The following is a 12,636-nucleotide window of genomic DNA, read 5'->3' as shown; positions in this document are numbered from 1 at the left end:
GCCTCGAAAGAACAACGAGTCGGCCGCATTCGTGCACCACCAGGAGCACGCGGGTCAATATGGCCGCAGATACGGAAGGGGCTCCGGCTCAAATTCCGCAGCAACGGCTTCGATTCGATGGAGAGCGCGCGCCAGCGAGGCCTGCAGATGCGCTCGGAGAGCCGCGACCGCGCCCTTCCGACGGCCCTTGTTGAGTGCTTGCAGTACAACCAAATGCTCGGGAAGGAAGGGCTCCGATGGATAGAGCGGCGGCAGCCAACGATAGAGGAAACTATGCGCGACCAGGAGCGATTGGTATGATCGCAACGCCTCGACAAGCGTTTGCTGGCCGCAATATCCGAGGATCTCGACGTGGAGTTCGGCTTCCAGCGCATCGAGATCAGAGCCCGTGAGAGTCTCGGCACGGCTGATCGCTTCTTCGATCGACTGCAGAGCGACGCGCACCAGTTCGGGAGGAAGCGATGGCGCAGCCTTGTCGAGCGCCAGAGGTTCGAGGGTCCAGCGCATCTCATAAAGCTCGGTCACGTGATCGGGCGTAAGCGCCGGCGCGTACCAATGCGACCTTTCATCCTTGCGAATGATGCCGCGCTGGTTGAGGCGTGCGACAACGTCCCGCGCGACCGTTCGGCTGACACGGTAGTGCTTGGCGATCTCGGCCTCAACGACATGCCAGCTCGCGAACGCAGTGCGGGCGACAATGCTTGTCTCGATCTCGGCGTAGATGCTCTGCCAGCTTGCGGATTGCAAAAGCTGGACCGGTTCGGTTGCCGGAGCGCTGCCGTCCACCGCGTCCGCAAGACCGGTAACCACGTAGCCGCGGCCCACGCTGCGCATTGCAAGACCCGCTTTTTCGAGGGCAGCCAAGGCCTGGCGGGCCGGGGCCCGGCTGATTCCGAAATCCGCAGCGACCCACGATTCCAGGAGCTTCGTTCCGGCGGGAACTGCGCCCGCGCGGATTCGCCGCGCCAGGATTTCGAAGGCCTGATCGTGCAGGCGAACGACACCGGTCGCCGGAGCGTCGGCATGTACGCGTGAAACGCGGCGGCCCCCGCTGTCGATCATCGGTCTCCCCTCATCGCTGCGCGGCCCTGCAAGGCGGCCTTGTCAACTTGTCCTGACCCTGCGTAGATTATATTGGCCAATGTATGCATTGAACATCTTTGGCAGGAGGAGCGAAAAATGGGCCGATGAAGCCCCAATTCAAGAACATATTGGAGGAGACGATGAGAAGGCTCGCTCACCTGTCCGCCGTGCTTGGCGGCGCACTGGCTGCGTTGTTCGCCAGCTCTCCCGCCGCCGATGCCCAGCAGACTTTCACGCTGCGCCTGAACCACGTGCTTGGACCCAACGAGCCCTTCCATCGGGGTTTCCAGGACTGGGCCAAGCGCGTCGAGCAACGCACGAAAGGCGGCCTCAAGATTCAGGTCTTTCACTCCGCGCAACTCGGCGTGGAGGAGGACATCATCGAGCAGATGCGGCAAGGCGCCGCGATCGGCCAGAACACCGACGCGGCGCGTCTCGGTAATTACGTCAAAAGCCTCGCCGTGGTTAATGGCCCGTATTTTGCGACTTCGCTCGACGATGTCGAGAAGCTCGGCAAGTCACCAACCATCACCAAGGCAACAGACGAACTCGCAAAGCAGCACGGTCTCAAGGTCGTATGCTTCGACTGGGTTCAGGGCTATCGCCACTTCTTCACGAACACGCCGGTCAAGAAGCCGGCTGATCTGGCCGGTCTGCGTATCCGCACGCCGCCTGCTCCGATCTGGCAGGAATCGATCCGTGCGCTGGGCGCGGCGCCGACCGCGATGGCCTTCGGCGACATGTATCCAGCTCTGCAGCAGCGCGCCATCGACGGCGTTGAACTCGTCTACAACAACATCCCCAGCGGCCGCTTCTACGAGGTGCTGAAATTCGCCAACGAGACCAAGCACATCATGCTGGTGAACTTCCAGGTGGTCGGGTCGAAATTCTTCGACAGCCTGCCGACCGAATATCAGACGGTGCTGGTCGAGGAATGTAGAAAGGCCGGCCGCGAGACCTCCGAGAAGATTCTCGCCTCCGAAACCAACGTGAAGAACCAGCTCAAGAGCCGCGGGATGACAATCGTCGAGGACGTCGACCTTGCTGCCTTCAAGCAAGCAGGGAACGGCGCTTACGAAAAACTCGGATTGATGGATGTGAAAAAGGCCATTGAGGCCGAGATCGGTCGCTAGCAGCGCACCCCAGGGAGGCCTGAAGATGAGGAATGCCTATCGCGTGCTCTGTCGCGCCGAGGCGATCGTCGCCGGTGCATTTCTGGTCGCTATGGTGCTTCTCATCTTCCTTGGTGGCGTGGCGCGGCTCGCCCATATGCCGCTCAACTGGACCACCGACCTCGCGACCTGTCTATTCGCGTGGGCCTGTTTTCTCTGCGCCGACATCGCATGGCGGAACGGTGGCCTGATGGCGATCGGGCTCGTGACGGAGCGCCTCTCGGACGAGGCGCGGCGCACGATCACCTGGATCAATTACGTGATCATCGGCGGCTTCCTGGTTTACGTGATCTGGGCCGGGCTCCGGCTGTCCTGGGTCAGCCGCGCGCGCAGCTTCCAGGGAATTCCGGAGGTCAGCTATTCCTGGATCGCCATGAGCCTGCCGGTCGGCGCAGTGCTCCTGCTCATCACGACGATCATCAAAGCCCTGGAGCTCCGTCGCACGTCCGCGATCGCCCCGGCGCCGACGACCTAAGAAGCGGGTGGATCCATGCTCCTCGTCGCCGTCGGCTTCACGCTCCTTGTTCTCATGGGTATGCCGGTCGCCTTCGCGATCGGAATTTCTGGCACACTCTTTTTTTTGCAGAACCCGGAGCTGCCCTTCACGATTCCCGTGCAGGTGACGGTTTCGCAGACGCAGAATTTCGCGCTGCTCGCGGTTCCGCTCTTTATCATCGCCGGAAACTTCCTCAACAAGTCGGGCATCACAGAGGAGCTCCTCAAGCTCGCCTCGGTGATGACAGGCCGACTTCGCGGCGGGCTCGGGCAAGTCTCGCTGGCGCTCGCGGCGCTGATGGGAGGCGTCTCTGGATCCGCGATTGCGGACGCAGCCATGCAGGCTCGCATGCTCGGTAGCGCCATGCTCGAGCGTGGCATGTCCAAGGGATTCGCCGCGGGCGTTCTATCCTTCGGATCGCTGCTGACGCCAATAATTCCGCCCGGCATCGGCATGATCCTATACGGCACCATCGGCCAGGTCTCGATCGGCCGGCTATTCGCCGCTGGCTTCGTGCCTGCCATGCTCCTCTGGATCGCGCTCGGCATCGCGGTCGCGATCACTGCGCGCCGTCGTGGCTACCCGCTAGAACGCACGGAACGGCCCTCTCTCGCGGAGGTCGGAAGTGCGCTGCGCGGCGGCATCTGGGCGCTGCTCTTCCCGGTGTTCCTCCTGGTGGGGCTTCGCGCCGGTGTCTTCATGCCTTCCGAGATCGGCGCTTTCGCTGTCGTCTACGCCGTCGTGGTCGGCGTAGCACTGCACAGGAAGCTGACCCGCGCCTCATTCCTCGATGCGCTGGAGGGAAGCCTCGCCGATATTGGCGCGGTCATGTTCCTTATCGCGCTGTCTGCTATCATCAGCTACGGGATCGTTTACGAGCAGGTTGCAGACCAGATCTCGCAAGCGATCCTCGGCCTGACCGAGAACCTGCAGCTGGTGATGATCCTGATTGTCGTCTTCCTGCTGATCGCCGGATTCGTGATCGACAGCACGGTGCTGATCATCATGTTGACCCCGATATTCCTGCCGCTGATCGAGCAGCTCGGAGGGGATCCGGTCCACTTTGGCTTGGTGTTCATCATTGCGGCGACGATCGGAAACTTCACACCGCCGGTCGGTGCCGCCATGTACGCAGTCTGCTCGATTCTGCGTACCTCGATCGGTGAGTACACGCGCGAGTCGATCGCCTTCTTCGTGGCGGTTGCGCTGGTAACCCTCGCATTGGTGTTACTGCCTGACCTTGTGCTCTTTCTTCCCAACCTATTGTTCAACCCGTGAAGCAGCGCGCTTGGCGACAGCGATGTCGTCTCCCCGATCGGCCGGCTCTTCTCCGTTGGCACGACGTGCACCACTTGAACCGACAGGCGTTTCTTTTGTCGCGAGCGGCCATCCTCGCCGCACAGGTCAAGCCAGCGTCAGTGCGCGATCACCGCACATCCGCAAGGGCGCGAGGCTCGACCAGCAGGCCCTGCCGTTCGTAGCGGCGGCGAGTTCTGCTGAAGCGTACGACGACGGCATATCCGGTACTGTTCGCCTTCGCGCGCCGCGTGAGCAGGGCATCCCCCGCCGGCAGAAATTCGAGATCATCGAGGCCAACGCAGTGCAGGCACGCCGGGCCGGGCTCCTCCATCATCAGGAGATCGCCGGTGCCGCCGCACCGATGGCATGTCCACTCCCTGTTCAATGGCTGGATGACCACCAGTTCCGGGCCGCGGCTTGCCTTCTCCACCAGGCGTTCGCGCTTCGCCTCGGAGAGTTCCGGCGACACCCAATGTGTCCGATATGACGTCTCGATCCCAGGATCTCCGCTTCGACTGAAGCGCAGCTCCCGGCGTTGCGGTGTGCGGTCAACATAGGCTGTCGGGCTTGCGATCAGCTCTTTCGCGGTCGCCCAGGACTGGAATAGCTGCATGGCTTCCGAGATGCGCGCTGGATCGACCTGGACAACTTCCTCCAGGCAATCGACCTGCCCGCGCTGCCAGCGCTCGACCGCTCCGGGATCAAGCCACCCGATCCCGACGAGGATGTCGGTGGCGCTGACAAAGTGCCGGACGGCAAGTGCCTCTTCGGCTGCTTTAGCAACGCGATCGCCTAGTGGAACCTGATTCTTCCGGCTCATCGTAATTCTCGGCACTCTCTCCAATCGACGCCGCGCCCCGACCCGCGGCAAGGGGTCCCGGCTCAGTGCGCGTTCATTGCCCGGTCTCGACGCGCAAGATTGGGCACGCCAATGGGTTTTGCAAGAGTTCACCTCTTTCCTGGTCCGCAGGTGACCGCTCAGCCTGAACAGCCGCGCGGCTGCGCTGAACGTGCCGCGCACCCGGATCGAACGCATCCCGCTGCAACTCGATACCCGCTACCGATGCGTATCGCACCGTGCCTTTGCCTGCGGGTGACGTTGGAGAACTCCCCGTCGGAGGTGCGCGCTCCCAAAACATCGAAAACAACCCCATGCAAAGGTGCAGGCGGCCCCGGGCGCGCGAACAGCAACTTGACACGTCGGGCAAATCAGGGGCATTCCTTCATCATCCCGCAATCCTGTAACGCCCGTCGGTCCGCAATAGCGGGCGCGTCGGTTGCGACTGCGGTCCAGGAATCCTCACTCACAACTGAAATTGCAACCGGCGCCGCGCGGCGAACGATGGCCCGCGCGTGGCCGAACCGCGCGCGCTTGCCGCGCGCGTGCCAGGGAGTCTCGACATGAACACCGCCCCAAGCCTCGCTATGCCAAAGACGACCGCCGCAACCGACCCCACCAAAGCTGCCGCAGCCCCGCGGATAAGGCTCTCATCACAGGGCTTCTCCATCGACCATCCCGATCCGGAGCTCGGCGAACAGCTCATGGCGAACGCGCTGGGGGCAACCGATCGCGAAGCGATGGAGGGCATCCTCCGGCAATTGGTCAGGGCGAGCGTGAGCGGCGGGAGCCCCGACGAGGTCAACCTGTCCTTCATGATTTCGATGGTGAAGAGCATTCGCCCAAGGGATTCCGTCGAGGCCATGCTGGTGGCGCAGATGGTTTCGGTTCATGTGATGGCGATGCGATGTGCCCATCACCTCGCAAGTAGCGACGACCTCGCCCAGCACGACAGCGCCGCGCGCGCATTGGGCAGGCTCGCGCGCACCTTTCCCGCCCAGATCGAGGCGCTCAACCGCTACCGGAGCCATGGCGAGCCCGCCATCACCGTGCAGAACGTGAAGGTGGAGGACGGCGGCAAGGCCATCGTCGGCAACGTCACGCAGCATGCGAGCGTGATCGTTTCCGACAAGAACCGGGCCTCCGCAGCGCGGAAGGCGTCGAAGGCCGCAGGCTCCAAGCGAGGCCCCGATTCCGCTAACGCCAAGCGGGAAGCACAGGCATGAGCGATCACACCAGAAATACCGCCCCGATGCTGGCGAGCCCGCGTTGCGGCGCCAAAACCCGCACCAGTGGCGCGTGCCGCTCGCCGGCGGTGCACGGCAAGAAGCGCTGCCGCATGCACGGCGGCGCACAGGGATCCGGCGCGCCAATGTCAAACCAGAACGCGCGCAAGCACGGCCTGTTCACCAGGGATGCGATCGGCGAGCGAAGGCAGATTCGGGCGTTGTTGGGTGAAGCGCGGAGGTTGCTGGAAGAGATGGAGTGAATGAAACTACTTTCGCCAGTTTTTTACCGGCATACGCTTGTAGATTGCCAGCACATGTTTTTTGTCCAGCGCGCGGATGCACTTAGTCTAGCGACAGTCTCGGCATCCGCCGCAGCCGGGACGGCCGGTGTCATCGGCGCTAGGTGCCGTCCTCAACGTAGACCACGACAAGGGTCGGATGAAGCAATCGTAGTCGCGAGCGCGAGCCGCAACGAGGTGATCCGCCGTACCGGATGCTAACCAGCCGATGAGATGCATGCCTGCGTCACTCGGCGCAACTTCCACATGATCCGCATTGGCTCTAAGTCGTTTTTGGAATTGGCACTTTTCAATAGAGCCGAGTTTGGTAAGCTAGTCTGATCGTTTGGGCAATCAAAAACGTTTTGACGTGCCACCCTTCTCGACCGACGATGAGCGTTGGAGAGCAGTCTTGCGGCGTGATCGTAGCGCCGATGGATTGTTTCTGCGCGCCGTTTTAACTACCGGAATCTATTGCCTCCCTAGCTGCGGTGCTCGGCTGCCGCGAAGGGAAAACGTGCGCTTCTTTGGTGACTGCGCGGCAGCGGAACGTGCCGGGTATCGTCCATGCAAGCGATGCTCTCCGAATGGGCCGTCGGCGAACGCAAGACACGCCGCAGCTATCGAAGCCGCGCGCCAATTGATTGAAAGCAGCGACTCCGCACCATCACTTGATGCGCTGGCGCGCCACGCAGGTATGAGCCGATTCCATTTCCACCGCATCTTCAAGGCCACCGTTGGCATGACACCGAGGGCCTACGCGAATAGCAGACTGCAAATTAGGCGGTCACGGCGACGCAAGTAGAACGGCGGCTTATTTCTTGCTTTTGAATTCGAGAAACCAACGCGCGCAATCGGAACATGGAAATCCAACATTCGTTCTCCACATGTGAGGTCGCGGGCAAACCCAGTGACCATGGAGCGGGCATCTCTCGTTTCCGAACTTTAGCGACGGAGATGTGAAATGGAGGACACATGAGAGCGAACGAAATGGAGGACTGACTAAATGAGTACATACGTTCTCATACACGGATCTTGGCACGGATCATGGTGCTGGTACAAAATTATCCCACGTCTGCGATTGGCTGGTCACAGAGTGATCGCACCAGACATGCCGGCCCACGGTCGAGATTGGCGATCGCCGGGAAAGATCACCATGCAGGACTATGTGGACACGATCACAAAAGTCCTCGACGAACAGGATGAGCCAGTCGTGATCGTGGCGCATAGCCGAGCCGGTCTCCAGGCTACGCAGGCGGTGGAGGCACGTCCAAGGAAAATTCACACGCTCGTCTATCTTGCCGCCGTCCTGCTCCCAAACGGAGTTCGGTTGTTGGATTGGACCGATCCTGACTCAGTCTTGTGGCCCAACGTGGATTTCAACGAGCAAGAAGGTTGGGACATGATCCGTCCGGAGATTTATCGCGAGTCAATCTATCATGATTGTTCGGACGAGGATGTTGCTCTGGCCTACACCTTACTTACTCCGGAGCCACGCGGACCGAACAGTCCTACTAACACCGCCATCCGCACAACATCCGCAAATTTCGGAAGCGTGCCGAAGGTATACATAGAGCTCAGCCAAGACCGAGCCATCTCGGCGCCGTTTCAGCGGCGGATGTACACGGCGACCCCTTGTGACTTTCTGTTGAGCATCGGCGCCAGCCACTCGGCCTATTTCTCACAGCCTGACGAACTGGCGAGAAACATCCTGATCGCGGGAGGCGATCTGGGAGATCAACGTAAGAAGGCACTGGATGCGGGGCGGAACCCAGTGTGGCCCCGTCGTGAGGCCGCGGACGAGCAGATCAACGCGACTTAAGAAGGCCGGCAGGTCGAACGCAACTTCAACCGGTGAAGCTCGGATCAAAGATCGGCGCTTTTCCCCTTAGTCAACGCAAATCAAGTAGAGGAATGCCTATCATGTCAAAGGAAGAGGAGAACAAGGCGATCGTTGCCCGTTGGTTCGAAGGGTTTTGGGGCAATCCCTGGAATCCCAATATCATCGACGAACTTGCTGCACCGGATATGCTTCTTCAGTATTCGCTGCACAAACCGCGTCGCGGTCGCGACGAAGTGAAAAAATTCATCACCGGCTTCCGGCAAGCATTCCCCGATCTCAAATTCTGGGGTGCGGCAGACCTCATAGCGGAGGGTGATCTGGTGGTTGGACGCTGGGAAGGCGGCGGGACACATACCGGTCCTGCTTTCGACGATTTCGTCACGGGTTCGCTGCCAGCAAAATCCGGTAAGAAGATGCATTTTACGGGAACGACGGTTATCCGCGTAAAAGACGGCAAGATTGTTGAGGAAAGCGGTCTTGACGACGGAGCAACGGCGCTCCAGCAACTTGGAATCCTGAAAAAGGCAGCGTAACGAGTGATGATTTGTCGGGGAGGGACAAAACCCCTCCCATGGCGAACGCGCTGGGGGCAACCGATCGCGAAGCAATGGATGGCATCCTCCGGCAATTGGTAAGGGCCAGCGTGAGCGGCGGGAGCCCCGACGAGGTCAACCTCTCCTTCATGATTTCAATGATGAAGAGCATTCGCCCAAGGGATTCCGTCGAGATGATGGAGAACCGGACGGCGCAAGCCGCTGACCCAAATGACCCGATGGCCAATACAGCTTCGGCTCGCTTTGGACAGAATTTGGTCTCAGCAAACTGAGACGGTGAGCGAAAACGCAGACGGCTGCTGCGCAATTTGCCTGGGGTTGCTTGGCTGACGCGGCCAGTCCATATTGTCTCTTCGCTCGGAAGAGAATGTGTCGGTACGGGTTCTGTCGCTGGCGCTCCCATGGTCAATTTGTACAAAGGTGTGGGACGAAACGACCCCTGCCCCTGCGGCAGCGGCAAGAAGTTCAAGAAGTGCTGTCTCAATTCACAAGTCCTGAACAGGCCGTCATCCGGCTTGCACCAAGTTGATCCTCAGGCGCAGGAAGCCGCCCGATCCACGCTTGAGCAAGCGAAAGGAGCGACGATCCGGGGGTATGATCCATTCACGGAGCCACCCCCGGAGCAGTGGCTTGCGCTGGACGAACAAGAACGGATCGATCTTGTATTGGAGTATCACCGACGTGCGGGAATCCGCCTCCCGCGCGAGCAAGTGCATGCTGTTGTTCACGTCGTGGTCGAGAGCCAGATTGCGGATGCCGAGCTGCCAGTGCGACGCACGGCCCAGCGACTGATGTCCGAGGGGCTGGATCGTCACGAAGCTGTTCATGCGATCGGCTCGGTGCTTGCCGGACACCTCAACGATCTGATGCGCGAGATCAAATCGGGTGACCCGAAGTCCGACCGGGATCCGAATGAGAAATATTTCGCTGAGCTGGAAGCTCTGACAGCGGAAGAATGGCGCCGGTCCGCCTGATGACCGCACCGACCCTCTGTATCGAATTGGCGCTCCCTAGGGAAGCGCACGAATCTCACGATTTCAAAGTGTTACCGAAAAATTTGGGTAAAGCGCGCCTCATTGACCTTCATGGGGTTTCAGCATGACCACCCAAACCTGTTTTCCCGAAGACCCCGCTCGAGTCTCGTTTCAGGGCTGGTCGGCCGCAGCAAAAATCAAGGCGCGCCCGCAGTGCCGTCCATGTAGCGGCGGCGACCACATCCGTACGGAGTTCAACCCGGGTCTCGCACGTTCGAACGCGTCAAGCGCTCGCGCGCGGCACGCTCTACGGCCCGACGCCCGGTTTCCAGCTCTTACCTGACTTTGGGTCGTAGCGGCCACCGCCGAGGTACTGGTGGCCCCATGCCATGATTTCCAGCAAAACGGGTTCCAAAGATTTTCCTTGTTCGGTTAGATGATACGCGTATCGAGCTGGCCTTTGCTGGTAGGCATCGCGTCGCACCAAACCCCATTTTGCAAGTCTCCTGAGCCGTTCGGACAGGATATTGGATGGGACGCCTTCTGCACTGTCCTGGAGCGCCTGAAAGGTCCGCTTCCCGTGCCACATCAAATCGCGAACGATGAGAAGGGTCCACTTGTCGCCCACCAGTTCTAATGTGCGCGCGATGGAGCAAGTCGATCGAAAGTCATGTTTTGCCACAGCGCAAGCACCTCCGTCCCCGGCATAACCCTCTCCGGAAAAGCACTTCCGACACTATATCGAGATGACTTGCATTTTTAAAGTGACTTCTCTATGGTAACTTTCAATTTGAAAGTTACCATAGAGCGGGGCTGCATGATCGACGTCGCGATATCATGAACAAGATTGTGCTCGCACACGCTGCTGCCGCCGCGGCGGCGTTGAGTGCGGGAGCTGCCGTTGTCGCCACGCGCTTTGTTATCAGTGAAACAGACCCGGTCTCGCTGGTGTTCTACCGGTACTTCATCTCGGTGGTCTGCTTCGTGCCGGTCCTTCCAACGATCTGGCCGCGGGACAAGCTTGCTGCGTCGGAGTACGTGAAGATCGCCTTTTTCGGGATTCTCTTCTTTGTATTCTTTCCTTGGGCCTTCAATGCATCGCTCCAATACAACCCTGCGGCACGCGGCGCGGTTGGGTTAGCAACCATTCCGATTCAGACCCTGCTTGTGGCAGTTGCTTTTGGACGAGAGCCATTGACGGCAGCCAAGGTCGTCGGCGTTCTGCTCGCATTCTCCGGGATTGTTGTGGCATTTGGTACGGCTGCATTCGGACGCGGCAATTCCAATTACCTGGTCGGTGATGGGTTGATGCTTCTCGGTGTCTTCTGTGCTGCGATATATTCCGTCTTCAGTCGCCCAACATTGATGCGCCATGGACCACTTTTCGTGACAGCATTGGCGATGGCATTCGCGGTCGCGGCTTTGTCGCCGGCTATCGCACTCCGCCAGGGTAGCTTAGCGCTCCCAGTACTCAGTACTAAAGGATGGATTGCGGTGGTGTTCCTGGGGACGATCGCTGGAGCTGTGCAGTTTTCGCTCTTCATGTGGGCATTGCGCTGGCTACCGCCGACGACCACGGTCTTATATCTGACGCTTAATCCAATCGCTGCAATGGTGCTGGGGATTGTCATGTTGGGAGAGTCGCTAACCGCGGAGCTAGTCGCCGGTATGGCACTCGTTCTCATGGGGATATTAGTTGGCAGCGGTGCCTACGCGACCCTAAGGAGGGTTGCTCTGAGCGGATTTGCCAGATCCGGCTAGGTCGGCGGCAAATTGCAAATCAGCATGGGGCGAAATGCCGAGCCACCTGCGCGATCAATCAGTTATCGAGCGGGCTCGCACTCCTGAACCGGAACGGCAGCGTGCGATGTCGTAGAATATAGTGCAATCGATACCATAGGGAGCGCCACATAACCTGGCACGTCCTCCAATTCGGCAAACAAGCGACGCCAAACGAGTCCTCGGCTTCCTCACATCCGCTCAGCGCCCTTGTTCGCCCGCACTTAATCCGGAGGCGCTGCGTTTTGCCAATGGTATCTCATCAGGATACGAAAGCCTTGCAATGCGTATCCCGATGGGATACGTATTGCCCGTGATCAGGAGCTTCAAGGGGAAATTTGCTGAGCCGATCCTTCAGGGCCGCATGGTTCCGAAGGGTTTCCCGGCAAATCTCGCCAGGGTAGCTCGCCGAAAACTGATCATGGTGGACTCCGCCGACCTTCTTGAGGCCCTGAACTCGCCTCCCGGCAACCGCCTTGAAGCTCTTAAGGGCGGTTTGGCGGGTAAGCACTCGATCCGCATTAATGATCAATGGCGGGTGGTGTTCCGGTGGACCAACGCGGGTCCAGAAGACGTGGAGATAATCGACTACCACTAAAGCGCGATGAGATGAGGATGAATCATCATCGCACTTTAGGTTATTGTTTGAGCATGATCTTTTCGGAAAACCGCTTCACACTTTTCCGGATCATGCTCTAGCCCAGATCGGCCGAATGCAGCCACCGAATAGGAGATCGCAAATGGCAAAGAAACTTCCGCCGGTTCATCCCGGCGAAATCCTGCGGGAGGAATTTCTCGTTCCGCTTAAGCTGACACCTTATGCAGTCGCGGCCGCGCTGAACGTGCCGCGCACCCGGATCGAACGCATCGCGCGCGAAGAAAAGCCCGTTACGGCCGACACTGCGCTAAGGCTCGGCAAGTTTTTCAAGACCGGCGCTGCGTTCTGGATGAACATGCAGGCACGCTTCGATCTCGAAACGGCCGAAGACGTGCTCGCACCGCAGATCAAGAAGATTGCGTCCTACGAGGCCGTGTAAGAGCTACGTACATCGCGCGCACCGGGCATCCTGTACCCAAGGCTTGCTGGTCAC

16 protein-coding genes are annotated in these 12,636 nt (G+C 59.8%); 13 read left to right on the top strand and 3 right to left on the bottom strand.

Going from position 1 to position 12,636, the window contains the following annotated elements:
- Positions 1–54: 54 nt before the first annotated feature.
- Positions 55–1,062 (bottom strand): GntR family transcriptional regulator, encoded by a 1,008-nt coding sequence (locus J6497_RS15715; protein ID WP_225705165.1) that lies wholly within the window; start codon positions 1,060–1,062, stop codon positions 55–57.
- A gap of 161 nt (positions 1,063–1,223) precedes the next feature.
- On the opposite strand from J6497_RS15715, the gene J6497_RS15710 reads away from it, so the two are divergent.
- Genes J6497_RS15710 through J6497_RS15700 form a run of 3 tightly spaced genes read left to right on the top strand, consistent with a single transcriptional unit; the run spans position 1,224 to position 4,029 of the window.
- Positions 1,224–2,216, top strand: a complete 993-nt coding sequence (locus tag J6497_RS15710; RefSeq protein ID WP_225705164.1) for a C4-dicarboxylate TRAP transporter substrate-binding protein — start codon at positions 1,224–1,226, stop codon at positions 2,214–2,216.
- 25 nt (positions 2,217–2,241) lie between these two features.
- The gene (locus tag J6497_RS15705; RefSeq protein ID WP_225705163.1) at positions 2,242–2,730 is read left to right on the top strand and encodes a TRAP transporter small permease; all 489 of its coding nucleotides are present in this window, start codon (positions 2,242–2,244) and stop codon (positions 2,728–2,730) included.
- A gap of 15 nt (positions 2,731–2,745) precedes the next feature.
- A complete protein-coding gene (locus J6497_RS15700; RefSeq protein WP_225705162.1) occupies positions 2,746–4,029 on the top strand; it encodes a TRAP transporter large permease in 1,284 nt (427 codons plus the stop codon).
- A 148-nt stretch (positions 4,030–4,177) separates the two neighbouring features.
- Here the strand turns inward: J6497_RS15700 and J6497_RS15695 are convergent, their stop codons facing one another.
- Positions 4,178–4,870 carry a hypothetical protein gene (locus J6497_RS15695; protein ID WP_225705161.1) on the bottom strand — a complete coding sequence of 231 codons (693 nt, stop codon included), beginning with the start codon at positions 4,868–4,870 and terminating at the stop codon, positions 4,178–4,180.
- Positions 4,871–5,451: 581 nt separating this feature from the next.
- Here J6497_RS15695 and J6497_RS15690 point away from each other — a divergent pair.
- The 7 genes from J6497_RS15690 to J6497_RS41970 all read left to right on the top strand — a co-directional run bounded on the left by J6497_RS15690 (position 5,452) and on the right by J6497_RS41970 (position 9,766).
- A complete protein-coding gene (locus tag J6497_RS15690) occupies positions 5,452–6,114 on the top strand; it encodes a hypothetical protein (RefSeq protein ID WP_225705160.1) in 663 nt (220 codons plus the stop codon).
- Positions 6,111–6,377: an HGGxSTG domain-containing protein gene (locus J6497_RS15685; RefSeq protein ID WP_225705159.1), complete on the top strand. Its 267-nt coding sequence runs from the start codon at positions 6,111–6,113 to the stop codon at positions 6,375–6,377. Before J6497_RS15690 ends, J6497_RS15685 begins: the two co-directional genes overlap by 4 nt.
- 388 nt (positions 6,378–6,765) lie before the next feature.
- On the top strand, positions 6,766–7,200 hold the full coding sequence (locus J6497_RS41975; RefSeq protein WP_225705241.1) for an Ada metal-binding domain-containing protein: 435 nt from the start codon (positions 6,766–6,768) through the stop codon (positions 7,198–7,200).
- A 201-nt stretch (positions 7,201–7,401) separates the two neighbouring features.
- Entirely contained in the window at positions 7,402–8,217 is an 816-nt protein-coding gene (locus tag J6497_RS15675) for an alpha/beta fold hydrolase (RefSeq protein ID WP_225705158.1), read from the top strand.
- 101 nt (positions 8,218–8,318) lie between these two features.
- The gene (locus J6497_RS15670) at positions 8,319–8,771 is read left to right on the top strand and encodes an ester cyclase (protein ID WP_225705157.1); all 453 of its coding nucleotides are present in this window, start codon (positions 8,319–8,321) and stop codon (positions 8,769–8,771) included.
- 38 nt (positions 8,772–8,809) lie between these two features.
- The gene (locus J6497_RS15665) at positions 8,810–9,064 is read left to right on the top strand and encodes a hypothetical protein (protein ID WP_225705156.1); all 255 of its coding nucleotides are present in this window, start codon (positions 8,810–8,812) and stop codon (positions 9,062–9,064) included.
- A gap of 129 nt (positions 9,065–9,193) precedes the next feature.
- Positions 9,194–9,766 (top strand): SEC-C metal-binding domain-containing protein, encoded by a 573-nt coding sequence (locus J6497_RS41970; protein ID WP_376708215.1) that lies wholly within the window; start codon positions 9,194–9,196, stop codon positions 9,764–9,766.
- 307 nt (positions 9,767–10,073) lie between these two features.
- Here J6497_RS41970 and J6497_RS15655 read toward each other — a convergent pair whose 3' ends face one another.
- Positions 10,074–10,448 carry a winged helix-turn-helix transcriptional regulator gene (locus J6497_RS15655; RefSeq protein ID WP_225705155.1) on the bottom strand — a complete coding sequence of 125 codons (375 nt, stop codon included), beginning with the start codon at positions 10,446–10,448 and terminating at the stop codon, positions 10,074–10,076.
- A 155-nt stretch (positions 10,449–10,603) separates the two neighbouring features.
- On the opposite strand from J6497_RS15655, the gene J6497_RS15650 reads away from it, so the two are divergent.
- The 3 genes from J6497_RS15650 (at position 10,604) to J6497_RS15640 (ending at position 12,582) form a co-directional block, all read left to right on the top strand.
- Positions 10,604–11,527, top strand: coding sequence for a DMT family transporter (locus J6497_RS15650; RefSeq protein ID WP_225705154.1), 924 nt, complete (start codon positions 10,604–10,606; stop codon positions 11,525–11,527).
- A 301-nt stretch (positions 11,528–11,828) separates the two neighbouring features.
- Complete coding sequence (locus tag J6497_RS15645; protein WP_283844548.1) at positions 11,829–12,143, top strand: type II toxin-antitoxin system RelE/ParE family toxin; 315 nt, start codon at positions 11,829–11,831, stop codon at positions 12,141–12,143.
- 142 nt (positions 12,144–12,285) lie between these two features.
- A complete protein-coding gene (locus tag J6497_RS15640; RefSeq protein ID WP_225705153.1) occupies positions 12,286–12,582 on the top strand; it encodes a HigA family addiction module antitoxin in 297 nt (98 codons plus the stop codon).
- Positions 12,583–12,636 lie beyond the last annotated feature (54 nt).

The sequence above is a fragment of the Bradyrhizobium cenepequi genome (genome assembly GCF_020329485.1).
GTDB classification, from domain to species: domain Bacteria; phylum Pseudomonadota; class Alphaproteobacteria; order Rhizobiales; family Xanthobacteraceae; genus Bradyrhizobium; species Bradyrhizobium cenepequi.
This window is presented reverse-complemented; position numbering and strand designations above follow the sequence as displayed.